13 protein-coding genes and 5 tRNA genes are annotated in these 16,685 nt (G+C 42.1%); 6 read left to right on the top strand and 12 right to left on the bottom strand.

Annotation, left to right across the window (positions count from 1 at the left end; genetic code table 11):
* Positions 1-56 precede the first annotated feature (56 nt).
* Entirely contained in the window at positions 57-665 is a 609-nt protein-coding gene (locus tag JZ787_RS01275; protein WP_010326364.1) for a YiiX family permuted papain-like enzyme, read from the top strand.
* A 77-nt stretch (positions 666-742) separates the two neighbouring features.
* Here the strand turns inward: JZ787_RS01275 and JZ787_RS01270 are convergent.
* The 11 genes from JZ787_RS01270 to pyrC all read right to left on the bottom strand — a co-directional run bounded on the left by JZ787_RS01270 (position 743) and on the right by pyrC (position 7,551).
* Positions 743-818: transfer RNA gene (locus JZ787_RS01270), tRNA-Glu, on the bottom strand.
* Between the two features lie 47 nt (positions 819-865).
* A tRNA-Glu gene (locus JZ787_RS01265) sits at positions 866-941 on the bottom strand.
* Positions 942-965: 24 nt separating this feature from the next.
* Positions 966-1,041 (bottom strand) — tRNA-Glu (locus JZ787_RS01260).
* A 132-nt stretch (positions 1,042-1,173) separates the two neighbouring features.
* Entirely contained in the window at positions 1,174-2,079 is a 906-nt protein-coding gene (locus tag JZ787_RS01255; protein WP_346311464.1) for an alpha/beta hydrolase, read from the bottom strand.
* A gap of 80 nt (positions 2,080-2,159) precedes the next feature.
* Positions 2,160-3,572, bottom strand: coding sequence for an amino acid permease (locus JZ787_RS01250; protein ID WP_218287966.1), 1,413 nt, complete (start codon positions 3,570-3,572; stop codon positions 2,160-2,162).
* Positions 3,573-3,681: 109 nt separating this feature from the next.
* Positions 3,682-3,757 (bottom strand) — tRNA-Glu (locus tag JZ787_RS01245).
* A 179-nt stretch (positions 3,758-3,936) separates the two neighbouring features.
* Positions 3,937-5,367, bottom strand: coding sequence for an amino acid permease (locus JZ787_RS01240; protein WP_346311463.1), 1,431 nt, complete (start codon positions 5,365-5,367; stop codon positions 3,937-3,939).
* A gap of 125 nt (positions 5,368-5,492) precedes the next feature.
* Positions 5,493-5,654 carry a hypothetical protein gene (locus JZ787_RS01235; protein ID WP_346311462.1) on the bottom strand — a complete coding sequence of 54 codons (162 nt, stop codon included), beginning with the start codon at positions 5,652-5,654 and terminating at the stop codon, positions 5,493-5,495.
* 122 nt (positions 5,655-5,776) lie between these two features.
* Positions 5,777-5,852, bottom strand: a tRNA-Glu gene (locus JZ787_RS01230).
* A 20-nt stretch (positions 5,853-5,872) separates the two neighbouring features.
* Complete coding sequence (gene rnt, locus JZ787_RS01225; protein WP_010326367.1) at positions 5,873-6,532, bottom strand: ribonuclease T; 660 nt, start codon at positions 6,530-6,532, stop codon at positions 5,873-5,875.
* The gene (gene pyrC / locus JZ787_RS01220; protein ID WP_062034500.1) at positions 6,517-7,551 is read right to left on the bottom strand and encodes a dihydroorotase; all 1,035 of its coding nucleotides are present in this window, start codon (positions 7,549-7,551) and stop codon (positions 6,517-6,519) included. Before pyrC ends, rnt begins: the two co-directional genes overlap by 16 nt.
* 151 nt (positions 7,552-7,702) lie before the next feature.
* Here pyrC and JZ787_RS01215 point away from each other — a divergent pair, with 151 nt between their 5' ends.
* Positions 7,703-8,965: a GGDEF domain-containing protein gene (locus JZ787_RS01215; protein WP_218287963.1), complete on the top strand. Its 1,263-nt coding sequence runs from the start codon at positions 7,703-7,705 to the stop codon at positions 8,963-8,965.
* Between the two features lie 55 nt (positions 8,966-9,020).
* Here the strand turns inward: JZ787_RS01215 and argG are convergent, their stop codons facing one another.
* Complete coding sequence (argG, locus tag JZ787_RS01210) at positions 9,021-10,364, bottom strand: argininosuccinate synthase (protein WP_004694013.1); 1,344 nt, start codon at positions 10,362-10,364, stop codon at positions 9,021-9,023.
* 626 nt (positions 10,365-10,990) lie between these two features.
* Between argG and lldP the strand changes: the two genes are divergently transcribed.
* The 4 genes from lldP to dld all read left to right on the top strand — a co-directional run bounded on the left by lldP (position 10,991) and on the right by dld (position 16,621).
* The gene (gene lldP / locus JZ787_RS01205; RefSeq protein ID WP_171065388.1) at positions 10,991-12,658 is read left to right on the top strand and encodes an L-lactate permease; all 1,668 of its coding nucleotides are present in this window, start codon (positions 10,991-10,993) and stop codon (positions 12,656-12,658) included.
* A 32-nt stretch (positions 12,659-12,690) separates the two neighbouring features.
* Positions 12,691-13,434, top strand: a complete 744-nt coding sequence (gene lldR, locus JZ787_RS01200) for a transcriptional regulator LldR (protein WP_010326372.1) — start codon at positions 12,691-12,693, stop codon at positions 13,432-13,434.
* Between the two features lie 2 nt (positions 13,435-13,436).
* A complete protein-coding gene (gene lldD, locus JZ787_RS01195) occupies positions 13,437-14,591 on the top strand; it encodes an FMN-dependent L-lactate dehydrogenase LldD (protein ID WP_062034458.1) in 1,155 nt (384 codons plus the stop codon).
* A gap of 332 nt (positions 14,592-14,923) precedes the next feature.
* On the top strand, positions 14,924-16,621 hold the full coding sequence (dld, locus tag JZ787_RS01190) for a D-lactate dehydrogenase (RefSeq protein WP_346311461.1): 1,698 nt from the start codon (positions 14,924-14,926) through the stop codon (positions 16,619-16,621).
* The last annotated feature ends 64 nt before the right edge of the window (positions 16,622-16,685 follow it).

The following is a 16,685-nucleotide window of genomic DNA, read 5'->3' as shown; positions in this document are numbered from 1 at the left end:
TTTTTAGTTTTAAGTGATTGATCGTATCTATAAAAGAAGAATAAAGGAAATCTAGGATGAAAAATAGAAATGTTGCGATTTTAAGTGCTGTTTTACTGTTGGTAAGTCCTCAGCTGCTATGGGCGAATATGTCCTATCAAACGGGCGATATTATTTTTCATGTTTCGAAGTCTCAGCAAAGTTTAGGGATACAAAAAGCGACCAAGTCCCGTTATAGCCATATGGGTTTAATTGTTCATAAAAATGGAAAATCATGGGTTTTAGAGGCGGTTCAGCCTGTGAAATATACTGCACTTCAGCAGTGGATTGATCGCGGGGTTGAACGGCATTATGTGGTGAAGCGCTTTAAAACGAATTTGACTGTTCAGCAAAAGCAGCACTTGATCAAGAACGCAGAACAATACTTAGGCCAGCCTTATGATCTTTATTTTGAGTGGGACAATCGTGCTTTATATTGCTCAGAAATAGTCTGGAAGGCCTATCATGATGCTTTAGGCATTGAGTTGGCACCGTTATCCAAACTGAAGCAATTTAATTTAAGTTCGCCTGAAGTCAAGCAACTCATGCAACAGCGATATGGGAAAAACATTCCCTTGAATGAAACTGTGATTGCGCCACAGGCCATTTTTGCCTCGACCGCTTTAATTGAAGTTGATCGTAAATAGACAAGCAATAAAAAAGCCCAAGTCATAATGCTTGGGCTTTTTTGTGAGATGACTTTAGAAAGAATCAATCTCGAATATGGCGTCCCTACGGGGATTCGAACCCCGGTTACCGCCGTGAAAGGGCGATGTCCTAGGCCTCTAGACGATAGGGACAGTACAGAAGTGATGTTTTAAAACCAATTACTTTTGATCTTAAGTAATGGCGTCCCTACGGGGATTCGAACCCCGGTTACCGCCGTGAAAGGGCGATGTCCTAGGCCTCTAGACGATAGGGACTTAATAAAACTTTACTTCTGAAATTGGCGTCCCTACGGGGATTCGAACCCCGGTTACCGCCGTGAAAGGGCGATGTCCTAGGCCTCTAGACGATAGGGACGTTTCAGAGGTGGGCGTATATTAGGGCGAAAATAGAGGGGTGTCAAACGCTTTTCTCTAAATAATTCTAGTTTTCTGTGTTGAGTGCATAAATTTAAAACAATCTAGATAAAATGATTAAAAATCATATGATTTAAGCCGATTTTTTAAGCAAACTTAGCAAATTGTTGATGAACTCGGGATGGCGTAAATAGCCTTCGATTAGATGAGGATGAGCAAGATCGGTGGTGATTTGCTTGTTGATAATGGCAGGAGTAAAAGCAAACGGTTTTTGGTTCAGTGGAAAAGCACTCAGAAAATCAGCATCTGAATAAAAATTGATCCAATCGCCATATAAAGCAGCGGGCCGTTGAATGGGTTGCTGTAAATGACACTGTATAACGCGAAAGGCAAGTGGTGAACCGAGGGTAATCAGTGTTTGAATCTTAAGTTCAGGGTGTCGAATTAAATAATTATAGGCAATCACGCTGCCTAAAGAGTGGGCAATCACAATATTGGGTTTCGTACCGTGTAAGTGCTCATGCAGACGCGTATGCACGGTGTGGATGAAGTGTGGATTGGATAAATATAGATACGCTTCCATCAAAAAACGATGAATAAAGCTACTATGCAGCTCTGGGAAGTGGTTGATTAAACTAGCTAAGTCGCGTAAGGCCAGATCTTTGCCGAGGAGGCTGATGTATTTAATTTTATTATTGAATGAGAGTTCATCTGAAATGGTGAGCTGTGGGTTTTTAGAAATTTCAGCTTGATGTTCGATATTGGGTGCAGCGGTGTGCGTCAGGTGAATAGGATGTAAAAAAGAAAAAGGAGACCAATGTTGTGGCATGAGGGTGCTGGCATTGAGGGTGTTTTCTAAATGCTGACGTGTTAGAAGATCTCCATAAAAGGCCAGCCGACTGTGCCGCTGAAGATAGGGAAGGTCATCTGCGCGGCCAAGTTCGCTCAGTACCTGTTGTAAGATCACAAGCCAATGTTGAAGCAGGGTACGTGCAGTCTTGTGCTGCTGATTCATCCCATGAATCCATACAATATTCATCGTGTATGCACCGATGATGTACTTGATCAAAACAGTATAAAAAAAAGAGCGACCGAAGTCGCTCTTTTTAACAGTAAGGATTAAGATTTCTTGTGATAAAAGGTGTAATAACTGGCATAACATACTGCAATAAACAGTAAACAACCAAAGAAGCTAATACGCATACTTGGATCAAACACCATACTGACGCAGGTGATAAAGCAGAAGATAAAGCCAAGGATTGGCACAATAGGAAACAGGGGTGCTGCAAAACCTAATTCTTCTTTTTTACGTCCTTGTTTATACCATTGGCGACGGAAGTTAAATTGGCTTAAGCAAATACTCATCCAAACGACGACCATGGTAAACGCTGCAATACCTAAAAGGTTTGTAAAAATGGCTTCAGGTGCAAACTGTTCAGACAGTAAACCCGGCATACCGCCAATCATGGTCACGATGACTGCCACGTAAGGGACACCACGTGCATTGATTTTTGAGAAGACTGTTGGCAACTGTTTTTGGTAAGACAACGACCACATCATACGCGAAGCGGCAAATAGTCCTGAGTTCGCAGCAGATAGCAACGCAGTGATAATCACAAAACGAATGATATCTTCAGCATAAGGAATGCCAATGTGCTGGAATACGGTTACAAATGGACTGCTACTCACGCCTTCAGCTGCTAAACCTGCCTCTTGATGCGGAAGGAGTGAAGTCACGACCAAGATGGTACCCACAAAGAAAATCAATAAGCGGAAAATCGCAGTATTGATGGCTTTGGGTACATTCTTAGCAGGATCTTTGGTTTCACCCGCAGCAACACCAATCAGCTCTGTACCAGAAAATGCAAAGTTCACGATCAACATGGTGGTAAAGATAGGGAACAAGCCTTCTGGGAACCAACCCTGAGCTGTTAAGTTGCTAAATAAAGGCGCAGCTTCATAGCCTCTGTAGCCAATCACGCCAAAAATAGCGAGTAGACCCAATAAAATAAAAATAACAACGGTGATAACTTTGACTAAAGCCAACCAAAACTCAGATTCTGCGAACCATTTGGTCGAAATCATATTTAAACTAAATACAAATGCACCAAAAATTAGAGTCCACATCCACATTGAACTATCTGGAAACCACTCCTGCATGAGCAGTGCGGCAGCTGTAAACTCGGTTCCTAGCGTGACTGACCACGTTAGCCAGTACAGCCATGTGATGGTATAACCTGTACCTGGTCCGATATAGCGTTTGGCATAGGCGCCAAATGAGCCAGACTCAGGCATATGAACAGCAAGTTCCCCTAAACACAGCATGACCATATATGCAATGATCCCGCCAAGGAAATAAGAAATAATGGCACCTACAGGCCCCGTTTGTGCAATGACTTCACCCGATCCTAAAAATAGGCCAGTCCCGATTGCGCCACCAAGCGAAATCATAACCAGATGTCGAGTACTCATAGCGCGTTTTAAAGGCGCAGAATTGCCCTGATGCGAAGCATCATTCGGAGATGAGTGCATAAGCGTTAATAAGTTCAGGAATGAAGCGGGCTATTGTAGTGAAAAACTGCAAATCTGCAATGAAATAATAGTAATTATGAATAAGTGTTGATCGGATAAGATCAAGAGATGGCGTCCCTACGGGGATTCGAACCCCGGTTACCGCCGTGAAAGGGCGATGTCCTAGGCCTCTAGACGATAGGGACGTTGCGAGGTGATGCGTATATTAAGGATTAAAGGCCTATTTGTCAAAAGGGTTTTTGCTCTGTGATGGTTGAAAGTTCAAACATTAGGCAAAACAAGTAATTAAATTGAATGAATTTTTTTATTGTTGCAAAAGTGAGCCCAAAAAATAAGCTTGAGCTCACTGTTAGTTTTAAGATTCTTAGTTTTTATTATGATAGAGCCAATAGTAACTGGCATAGCAAGCCGCCATAAAGAGCAAGCAGCCAATAAAACCTGAAAGCATTTCAGGGTCAGCCGCCATACTTAAGCCTGTTGCTGTACAGCAGATAAAGCCTAGGATCGGAACGAACGGATACCAAGGGGTACGGAATTGCAGCTCCGATAAAGCCCGCCCTTGCTTTAACCATTGGCGGCGGAAGTTAAACTGACTCCAGCAAATACTCATCCAGACAATCACCATGGTAAAAGCTGCAATACCCATTAGGTTCTTAAAAATGACATCTGCACCAAATTGCTCAGAGAGCAAGCCCGGCAAGCCTCCAATCATGGTGACCCAAATGGCAATATAAGGCACCCCAGATTTACTTACTTTGGCAAAAAGCTTGGGGAGTTGGTTTTGTGAGGACAGGGCCCACATCATGCGTGATGCAGCATATAAGCCTGAGTTTGCGGTTGATAATAATGCCGTGATAATCACAAAACGGATAAAATCTTCGGCGTAAGGAATACCCATCTGGGTAAATACAGTCACAAACGGGCTGCTGCTTAAGCCGCCATGTCCACCTACTTGTAAACCTGTGTTGCTATAACTGAGCAATGAACTGATGACAATGATTGTACCAACAAAGAAAATAATCAGGCGCCAAACCGCGGCATGAATGGCTTTGGGTACATTTTTTTCTGGGTTTTCAGTTTCACCTGCGGCAATACCAATCATTTCTGTGCCATTAAAAGCGAAATTCACAATTAATAAGGTGGTAAACAACGGAATAAGACCATTCGGTAGCCAGCCTTGTGCGGTTAAGTTGTTAAATAAGGGTGCAGACTCATACCCCTGAAAAGGGATGATACCGAAGATACAGGCAAAGCCTAATAGAATGAAAATAAGTACAGTGGCGACTTTGATCATGGACAGCCAAAACTCAGACTCTGCAAAAGCTCGGGTTGAACTGAGGTTTGAAATCAGTACACCACTGGCAAAGATTAACGTCCATAACCAGATCGACGTTTGTGGGAACCATTCCTGTACCAAAATGGCTGCTGCGGTAAATTCGGTGCCAAGTGTTGCCGACCAGCCGAGCCAATACATCCACGAAACCATATAACCTGTGCCAGGGCCAATATAACGTGTTGCAAAGGCACCAAATGAACCAGAAACAGGTAAATGTACTGCAAGCTCTCCAAGGCAAAGCATGACCATATATGCGATCAAACCCCCAATAATATAAGCCAGCACAGCACCGAGAGGGCCTGCCTGAGAGATCACTTCGCCTGAGCCCATGAACAGGCCTGTACCAATGGCACCACCAAGCGATAACATGATCAGGTGGCGTGTGCTCATGGCACGTTTTAATGAGGTATTTTGCAGTGAATCAGTTGACGACTGCGAAGGCGGCGTTGCAGATTGCATAGAAAATCAAAGAATGGGCTTAAAGTTATATTCTAGTTTTTAATAAGATGAAAAATCACGTGAATTGAAATTTTCTGATGAACTATCGGTATCAATTTAAAAAACAAATGCTTAAAGACTATCTTTTAGTGGTCAGGTGTTGGGTAAGAAGGGATGTTTTCAACACTTGAGTGGATTTCTTGTGCGACAGGGTCTTGTTTAGTGTTATTGGTTCCTTGTTGGACAAACCATAGATAAAAAATAGAAGGCGATAGAATTAATAAAAAGATTAGAATTTTCTTAAGCATAACAATCAACCTTGAAAAACACAGACCATAGTATAGCGAGCGTATGGTTAAAACTGAAATGAAACATCGGTGGTCAATAGCCGATTAAATGAAAAGTGATGTGTTCTAGAAATAGAATAAGATGGCGTCCCTACGGGGATTCGAACCCCGGTTACCGCCGTGAAAGGGCGATGTCCTAGGCCTCTAGACGATAGGGACGTTGCGAGGATGGCGGTATCTTATTGATCCGCCATCAGAGTGTCAAGTAGGTGTGGTGCGAGTTTGTTCAAAATATAACAGAACAGTTCGGCGGTCTTTTGAGTATCGTATAAAGCCGAGTGGGCCTCTTTACCATCGAACTCAATCCCAGCTTGAATACATGACTTCGCAAGAACAGTCTGACCAAACATCACAGCACTTAGGGTGACGGTGTCAAATACTGAAAAACTGTGAAATGGGTTTTGATTTTTGGTTCCTGTACGTGCAATCGCTGCTTGTACAAAACCTAAATCAAAGTGAGCGTTATGACCAACCAAGACCGCATGTGTACAGTTCTGTTGGCGACGAACTTCATTGACGGCTTTAAAAATACGTTTTAATGCTGTTTTTTCGTCTTCGGCCATGGCCATACGCATGGGATTAAAGGGATCAATACCAATAAAGTCCAATGAGCGACGGTCTAGATTTGCACCTTCGAATGGGTTGATATGCGCATGATGTGCAGGACCCGGTACAAATTGACCTTCTTCATTATAAATAATCGGAATTGCGGCAATTTCCAATAAGGCATCGGTCTGTGCATTAAAACCTGCTGTTTCGACATCGACAACAACAGGTAGAAAACCACGGAAACGCTGACCAATTATTGGCAATGTTTCATTTGTCACACTTTTCTCCATTGAATGGTTTTACCCGCATACAGCGGAATAATGTGTTCACCATCCAAATAGTCTAAACTCTCAGGGATGACTTGGTCTTCTTTTACCAGTGTAATTGTTGAAGTATTGCGCGGTAGACCGTAGAAGTCTGCACCAAAGTGGCTGGCAAAACCTTCAAGGCGTTCAAGCTTACCCACTTGATCGAATGCTTGAGCATAAAGTTCAATTGCCGTTGGCGCGCTGTAGCAGCCTGCACATCCACATGCATTTTCTTTGGCATTTTTAGAGTGCGGTGCACTGTCTGTACCTAAGAAAAACTTAGGGTTGGCACTGGTCGCAACTTCGAGCAAAGTTTGCTGATGGGTTTGACGTTTTAAAATCGGTAAGCAATAGAAGTGCGGTTTAATGCCACCAACCAACATATCATTACGGTTAAACAGTAAATGCTGTGGAGTAATGGTTGCAGCCACATTGCGGTCTTGTTCTAAAACAAAGTTGGCCGCTTCACTAGTCGTAATGTGTTCTAAAACCAATTTCAGTTTTGGAAATTGTTTCAGCAACGGAGAAAGAACTTCGTCTAAGAAGCGCTTTTCACGGTCAAAAATATCGACATGATTGTGTGTAACTTCACCATGCAACAGTAATGGAACCTGATGCTCTTCAAGTTGCTCAATGACAGCATAGACTTTACGAATGTCGCTTACACCATTGTCTGAGTTGGTGGTCGCACCAGCAGGGTAGAGTTTAATCGCGTTTACAAACTCAGAATTTTTAATTTTCTTGACTTCTTCAGGCGAAGTTGTGTCAGTAAAATACAACACCATGCGTGGGTCGAAGGCATTGCCTTCTGGTACATGCGCCATGATGCGTTCTCGGTACGCATTCGCTTCCTCAACCGTTTTAACGGGAGGTACGGTATTTGGCATACAAATAGCGCGTGAAAACTGTTGGGCTAAATCGGGAACCGTACGTTGTAATGCAAGACCATCACGAAGGTGAGCGTGCCAGTCATCTGGCTGGAGAATCGTAATCGTATTCAAGGCGATTTCTGTCAAAGAAATAAAACAGATGATAATGCATATACAGCAAAAATGGTAATGACAAATAAAGGCATCTTGTCTGATTATTATGATTTATCTTTGTAAATTTGTGTTATTTTTAAGCAACTACAAGAATTAAATCTGGTCTGGTATGGAATATAAATACAACCTCGCCAAACTTCAGTACGATAAAGAAAAAATGGAAGAGCTGATTACACGACACAACCGTCGTATTGGTCAGGTTTTTCCTCAGAAATTAGAGCAAGAGTTTTGGCGGCTAAACTTAGAGCGCGCGCGTCGCAATATTAATGACTTTCTTTGGTCTGGTGTTTTGGCTTATTTTGTTTTTGCCATTTTAATGATTCCGGGGGATTACTGGATTATTGAACATTCTCACTTTAAACAAGATTTTATTCATTGTTTACTGGGGCTGCTAAATGGTGCTGTTTGTCTTTTATTCCTTTATGTTTTTTCACACTTTACCAAACTAAAGCCTTTTTTTGCTTATGCAGCCATGTTTGCTGTGTTTTGGGCTGTGGTCTCGACGACTTGGTTGACCATGTCGGTACATACCGAAGCTTTGCGCCATCAAGCAATGATGATTATCTGCATGATTTATGTATTGGGGTTTTTACTGACTGGGGTAAAACCAGGATATGTTTTTATCACAGGCATAGTAGCTGCTGGGGTTTCATTTTTAGTGCTCATTTCGACTTTAGTTAAGTTTGATGCGATCGTGATGGGGCGTGTGATGTTTGGTAGCTGTTTACTGGGGTTTATCATTAGTCGTATGATTTATGCTCGCGAGCGCATCATTTTTTTAAATATTCGCCGTGCTAAAATTAGTGAAAAAATACATCGAATACATACTTCAGAATTGCTGCATTTGAGTCAGAATGATGAGCTGACGAAGATATCAAATCGGCGTAATTTTGACGAAATGATGGATACCTATTATGAGCAATCACGTCAGGATGAAACACCCTTGTCGATTTTGTTTATTGATGTTGATTTCTTTAAAAAATATAACGACTGTTATGGTCACCAAAAGGGCGATGATGTGATTTCATCGATTGCAAAATCTATTAAAAATGCGATTCGGCATATGGATTTTGTGGCGCGTTATGGTGGCGAAGAATTCGTAGTTTTATTGCCAGAAACCGATGCACATGGCGCTTATGCGGTTGCTTCGAATATTTACCGAGCGATTGAGCGGTTGGAAATTCCGCATGAAATGTCTGAAGTATCGCCATTTGTCACCATTAGTTTAGGGATTACAGTCTTTAAAGGCGAGGTTGATTTGAGCAAAGTCGAGTTGCTAGGGATCGCAGATCAGGCTTTATACCGTGCCAAGCAATTGGGGCGTAATCAGATTTATTATCAGCCTTTAACCACATCGACGTGTATAGAATGAATCGCTAAAATAAAAAAACCGCTCATAAGAGCGGTTTTTTTGACATTCAACAAACTTACTTGTTTTTGTCTTTTAACTGTGGAACAGCAGAACCTGTACCGACTGCAAGCAAACCAGTATTGGTATAAATACCAAGTTTCGCACGAGTATCGGTAATGTCCAAGTTTCGCATAGTTAACTGACCAATACGGTCCATTGGCGTAAACATTGAATCACCTTTCTCCATCGTCAAACGCTCAGCTTCATAAGTGAGGTTTTCAGACTCTGTGTTCATGATGGTGTAGTCATTACCGCGACGAAGCTCTAAAGTTACTGTACCAGTGATGGCTTTCGCAACCCAACGCTGTGCAGTTTCACGAAGCATTAATGCTTGAGAGTCGAACCAACGACCTTGGTAAAGTAAACGGCCTAAACGTAGACCGTTAATACGATACTGTTCAATCGTATCTTCGTTATGAATACCAGTTACAAGACGCTCATAAGCAATATGAAGTAGAGCCATACCAGGAGCTTCATAAATACCGCGAGATTTTGCTTCAATAATGCGGTTTTCGATTTGGTCAGACATACCTAGACCATGACGACCACCAATACGGTTGGCTTCAAGAATGAACTCAACAGGGTCTTCAATGCGTTGACCATTGATTGCAACTGGGAAGCCTTCTTCAAAAGTAATAGATACTTCTTCAGCTTTAACTTCTACGTCGTCTTTCCAGAATGCAACGCCCATGATTGGGTCAACAATTTTGATCCCTGCATTGAGGTATTCAAGATCTTTTGCTTCGTGGGTCGCACCCAACATGTTTGAGTCAGTTGAGTAAGCTTTTTCTTTTGACATTTTGTAGTCAAAGCCGTTGTCGATCAAGAATTGCGACATTTCAGCACGGCCACCTAATTCATCAATAAACGTTTGGTCTAACCAAGGCTTATAGATTTTAAGTGCAGGGTTGGTCAATAAACCATAACGGTAGAAACGTTCAATATCGTTTCCTTTATATGTTGAACCATCACCCCAGATGTTGACATCATCTTCTTTCATTGCGGTAACAAGCATAGTCCCTGTTACTGCACGACCCAATGGCGTCGTGTTGAAATACGGTACACCACCAGTTGAAATGTGGAACGCACCACATTGAATTGCAGCAATACCTTCAAGTGCAAGCTGTAAACGGCAGTCAACTAAGCGAGCTTTTACTGCGCCATACGCTTCCGCTTTTTTTGGAATCGCATCGTAGTCGTCTTCATCAGGCTGACCTAAGTTTGCTGTATAAGCATAAGGTTCTGCGCCTTTTTGTTTCATCCACAAAAGTGCAGCTGAAGTATCTAGACCACCAGAGAAGGCAATACCAACTTTTTTGCCAACTGGGACATTCTGCAAGATAGTTGCATTATCAGTCATTGTTAATCCTAACGATATAAATATAGGCACCGAGAATGGGTGGCCTGAAAGAATACATATGTCCGCGATTGTAGCACTTTTCCAAATGGTTTTTCTAAAAAATCATAGGGCTTTAAAAATATTAAAGTTCATGTGCATATCGATACTGTTGAAAAATTTCTGGATAAAATCGGTTTCTATATTGTGTGCTCACTTTTTGTCTTTTTAGAAGATGTTTAGGCTGTAAATTAATCAGAAAAGTGGGGAAGTTGGTTTGGTTTTAAATTGGTATTACCAATATTGTGTGATTTTTCCATTTTTTGAGTATTAAGCTGGATTTAAGTTGGGTGATTATTTTTTATATTATTAGACTAAAGTCTAAAATTGGCATTATTTTAATAAAAACATCAGTAAAAACAATGATATTAATTTGATTGAAATATGATCTGGTTTATAAATGTAGCTGATATTGGTCGTACCAATATTAATTTTTAATTGAAGTTTTACTTCATTTTAAATCAAAATAAGCCAAGTATAAGTCATTATTGGTTTGTTTCTCTTTACAGTCGCTCATATTGGTCTGTCCAATATTGGCAAAAGTGCCAATAATATGCTCAAAATTAAATCTTAGTAAGCATTTCAAGGAGATGACAATGCTTCAATGGCAGCAAATGTATGACCCGATGGGGAATATTTGGATTTCAAGTCTAATTGCACTGATTCCGATTATATTCTTCTTTTTGGCGCTCGCGGTATTTCGTTTAAAAGGCAGTGTGGCAGGTACGATCACTGTTGTACTTGCACTTCTTGTCTCTTTATTTGCCTATAAGATGCCGGTGCTGATGGCATTCGCATCGATGGCTTATGGTTTCCTCTACGGTTTATGGCCAATTGCATGGATCATTATTGGTGCGGTATTCCTGTATAAAATTTCAGTGAAGACAGGCCAGTTTGACATCATTCGTTCTTCTATTCTCTCAATTACTGAAGACCAGCGTTTACAAATGCTGTTGGTGGGTTTTGCTTTTGGTACCTTCTTAGAGGGTGCGGCAGGCTTTGGTGCTCCTGTGGCGATTACCGCTGCGCTATTAGTCGGTTTAGGCTTTAAACCTTTATATGCAGCAGGTCTGTGCCTCATTGTAAACACAGCTCCTGTGGCTTTTGGTGCAATGGGTATTCCAATTATTGTTGCTGGACAAGTCTCTGGTGTCGATACGATGGAAATCAGCCAAATGGTGGGCCGTCAGCTACCATTTATGGTGCCAATCGTGTTGTTCTGGATTATGGCGATTATGGATGGCTGGCGCGGTGTTAAAGAAACATGGCCTGCAGTTGTGGTGGGTGCAAGTAGCTTTGCAATTGCACAATACCTAACTTCTAACTTTGTTGGTCCAGAATTACCTGATATTACGGCTGCAATTGCATCCCTGATTTCTTTAACAATTTTGTTTAAATACTGGCAGCCGAAGCACATTTTCCGTTTTGCAGATCAAGACGCAACGATGAGTGAAGATGTGGCTGCACAAAAACAGCAAAAATACACTGTAGGGCAAATTGCAAAAGCATGGTCTCCATTCGCGATTTTAACTGTGATGGTGACAATCTGGAGTGTGAAACCGTTTAAGGATTTATTTGCCAAAGACGGTGCATTGCATGATCTCGTGATTTCAATCAAAGTGCCATTTTTGCATCAAATGATTCAAAAAATGCCACCCGTGGTTGCTGAAATTAAAGACTATGACGCGATTTACAAGTTTGATTGGATCTCAGCGACAGGAACTGCGATCTTTATTGCAGCATTGATCACCATTGCCTATTTGAAGATGAAACCGAAAGATGCTGTGGTAACTTTTGGTGAAACCCTGAATGAATTGAAAGTTCCCATTTATTCAATTGGTATGGTGTTGTCTTTTGCTTTTATCGCAAACTATTCGGGTATGTCTTCGACCTTGGCTTTGGCCCTTGCACATACAGGTTCAGCATTTACGTTCTTCTCGCCTTTCTTGGGTTGGTTGGGTGTATTCCTTACAGGTTCAGATACTTCTGCCAATGCACTGTTTTCAGCGCTTCAAGCCACTACAGCTCAGCAAATTGGTGTGCCAGAAGTTTTACTGGTGGCAGCCAATACCAGTGGTGGTGTGACCGGTAAGATGATTTCACCTCAATCGATTGCGATTGCGTGTGCGGCGGTAGGACTGGTTGGTAAAGAGTCTGATTTATTCCGTTTTACCTTAAAACACAGTATAACGTTCACAATTATGATGGGTATTATGATTACTCTACAAGCCTATGTGTTCCCATGGATGATTCCATAACACAAATTGTGTATCAACGTTAAGGAAAGCAGATGAAAGTCTCCGATAAAGCTGTACAAAGCCTGCGTGTATTGATTGAACAAAGCAATATGCAAGTTGGAGACCGTCTGCCTGCTGAAAGAAAACTGTGTGAACAGCTTCAAGTCTCTCGCTCTTCTTTAAGAGAGGCCATTTCGCAACTGACCAGCATGGGTATGTTGGTCAGCAAAGTGGGGGCGGGGACTTTTTTAAAACAATTACCAGCAACGTGGTCCAGTTATCAAATCGTACAACCGATTAGTAATTTGATAAGTGAAGATCCTGCTTACCGATTTGATGTGCAAGAGGCGCGCATTATTTTAGAAGGTGGGACGACGTGGTATGCAGCACAACGCGCAACCCAAGAAGATCTGGTGAACATCCGACATCATTATGATCAGATTAACCATTTTCAGGCTTTGGGAAATGATGACGAGGCGGCTCGTGCAGATGCGAAATTTCATTTAGCGATTGCTGAAGCATCTCATAATTTGGTTTTGATTCAGATGATGCGTGGTCTGTTCGATTTGTTGCAGTTCAACGTCGCTTTGGGACGTCGAAAAGTCTATAGCGAAGCACACCGTTTTGATCAATTGCATGATCAGCACTTTCAAGTCATGAATGCAATTGAACGTCGTGATCCAGAAGCTGCACGTAAAGCAGTCTGTGGACACATTGAGTTTGTAGTACAACAGGTGCGAATGATTGATGAAGAAGAAGCTCGTCGTCAGCGCGCCAGTCGATTAAACAGGATATAAGCATGATTATTTCTTCTGCCAATGACTACCGTGAAGCGGCACGACGTCGTTTACCGCCATTTTTATTCCATTACATCGATGGTGGTGCGTATGCAGAATATACCCTGAAGCGCAATGTAGAAGATTTATCAAAAATTGCTTTGCGCCAGCGTGTACTGAACGACATGTCACAGTTAAGTTTAGAGACCAAACTGTTTGATGAAACTTTGTCGATGCCTGTTGCATTATCTCCTGTGGGTTTAACAGGCATGTATGCACGCCGCGGTGAAGTTCAAGCTGCTGTCGCTGCAGATAAAAAGGGTATTCCATTTACACTGTCTACCGTTTCAGTATGTCCAATTGAGGAAGTGGCGCCTGCGATTCAACGTCCAATGTGGTTCCAGCTCTATGTACTACGTGACCGTGGTTTCATGAAAAATGCTTTGGAGCGTGCTAAAGCGGCAGGCTGTTCAACCTTGGTGTTTACTGTGGATATGCCTGTTCCGGGGGCGCGCTATCGTGATGCCCACTCGGGTATGAGTGGCCCAAATGCAGCAATGCGCCGTTATATGCAGTCGTGTTTCCACCCACATTGGGCGTGGAATGTCGGCATGATGGGACGTCCGCATGACTTGGGCAATATTTCTAAATACTTAGGTAAGCCTACAGGCCTAGAAGATTATATTGGTTGGTTAGGTTCTAACTTTGATCCGTCTATTTCATGGAAAGACCTTGAGTGGATTCGTGAGTTTTGGGATGGGCCAATGGTCATTAAAGGAATTCTGGATCCTGAAGATGCCAAAGATGCAGTGCGTTTCGGTGCAGATGGGATTGTGGTTTCAAACCACGGTGGTCGTCAGCTGGATGGCGTTTTATCTTCTGCACGTGCACTTCCGCCAATTGCAGATGCAGTCAAGGGTGATATTAAAATCCTCGCGGATTCGGGTATTCGTAATGGTTTAGACGTGGTACGTATGCTGGCGTTGGGTGCGGACACGTGTATGCTCGGTCGTGCTTTTGTTTATGCACTCGGTGCAGCAGGCGGTGAAGGTGTTTCAAATCTATTGGAACTGATTGATAAAGAAATGCGTGTGGCAATGACTTTAACAGGTGCAAAAACCATTGCTGATATTACGTCTGACTGTTTAGTGAAGTTAGAGCGAGAGTTGGCTGAGTAAGTTTTTAATAATTTCTATTGTATGAAAATGGATAGTGTGAAGTTGTTTTAATTCACAATGTAAATCTCCCCTGACCCCTCTTTATAAAAGAGGGGAATGTTGCAAATTAATTGATTGTAAAATTTGCAATACTCTCCCTTTGTAAACGGAGGGGCTTGTTTTTACTTGAATTGATCTAGGTAAAAGAAAAGTCCCCTTTTGGAAAAGGGAGATATAGGGGGGATTTCAAATATGGAATTGATCTTTGCACTTTGAATTCGAATATAAGAAGTTAAATAAATGAATAAATAAACATTATTCCTTAATTAAAATTTGGAATAGGAAAACTCCTTATGCAAACTCAATTATCTCCACAGCAAACTATTCAAAAACTCATCACCATTGTTGGTAAACAACACGTTTTAACTGACGATAAAGACACACGTTTATACCGCCAAGGTCGTCGCTACGGTGCAGGGAAAGTACTGGCTGTTGTTGCACCAGGGGCATTACTGGAACAGTGGCAAGTACTGCAAGCGGCTGTTGATGCAGATTGTATTGTGATTATGCAAGCAGCCAATACAGGTTTGACCGGTGGTTCAACGCCTTTTGGCGATGACTATGACCGTCCTGTGGTTCTGATCAGCACGCGTCGTTTGGTTGGCATTCAGGTTATTAATGACGGTCAGCAAGTGATTTGTCTACCCGGTGCAACACTAGATCGACTTGAAAAAGAATTGGTGCCATTTAATCGGGAGCCACATTCGGTGATTGGTTCATCGTGTATTGGAGCTTCAGTTTTAGGTGGCGTCTGTAATAACTCAGGCGGTGCTTTGGTGCGCCGTGGTCCTGCTTATACTGAGCTGGCATTGTATGCCCGTGTTAATGATGATGGTCAGTTAGAGTTGGTTAATCACTTGGGAGTGAACCTAGGCGAAACACCTGAAGAAATTCTAAGCAAGCTTGAAACGAAAAATTATCAAATCGGCGATATTATTAATAACTCAGGCTGCTGCGCATCGGACCATCGTTATGGACATGATGTTAAACAAGTTGATGAAAATACGCCTGCACGTTTTAATGCCGATCCGTCTCGTTTATATGAAGCATCGGGTTCGGCGGGTAAAGTGTGTGTTTTTGCCGTACGTTTGGATACCTTTGAAAAAATTCCAAGCCAAGTATTCTACGTGGGTACAAATTCACATGATGATTTGACTGAAATCCGCCGTTTTTTACTAAAAGATTTGCCGCGATTGCCGATTGCAGGGGAATACATCCACCGCGTGGCTTATGACATTGGGGCAGAGTACGGTAAAGACACCTTCATGTTCATTGAAAAACTCGGTACAGCCAAAGTACCTGCTGCATTTGCAATGAAAGATAAGGTCGATGCGTACTTAGAAAAATTTGGTGTGAAAGGACTGTCAGATAAAGTCCTGCAATTGATCACCAAATTTTTGCCCAATCATTTACCGAAACGGATGAATGCCTTCCGTGATCTGTATGAACATCATTTGGTTATTCGGATTGAAAATCAAGATGTCGAGCAAGTTGAAAGCTTTTTAAAACGTTATTTCCAAGATAAAACCTCAGGTGATTTTTTCCACTGTACCGAGGAAGAAGGACGTAAAGCATTTTTACATCGCTTTGCCGTTGCAGGTGCAGCAATTCGCTATCGGGATACGCACCGTTCAGAGGTTGAAGATATTGTGGCTCTGGATATTGCATTACGTCGTAATGATCGAGAGTGGGTGGAAACTTTACCCAAAGAGATGGATGATCTGATTGTTCATAAACTCTATTATGGTCACTTTTTATGTCATGTGTTTCATCAGGACTATATTGTGAAAAAGGGCGTGGATCCTTTGGCGATGGAACACCAAATGTGGCATTTACTGGATGCGCGTGGGGCCGAATACCCAGCTGAGCATAATGTCGGACATTTATATGTAGCAAAACCTGCACTACGAACGCATTATGAAAAGCTTGATCCAACCAATAGTTTTAATGTGGGTATTGGTCAAACCAGTAAGTTAAAGCATTGGCAGTAAAGGGCTTTGGTCTAAAAAACTAAACCAGTGAGGGCAGCGTCACTGGTTTTTTTTATTGTCGTAT

Origin of the sequence: Acinetobacter sp. BWR-L5 (assembly GCF_039655985.1) — a bacterium.
GTDB classification, from domain to species: Bacteria; Pseudomonadota; Gammaproteobacteria; order Pseudomonadales; family Moraxellaceae; genus Acinetobacter; species Acinetobacter johnsonii.
The sequence above is the reverse complement of the archived record's forward strand: the minus strand, read 5'-3'. Positions and strand labels throughout refer to the sequence as shown.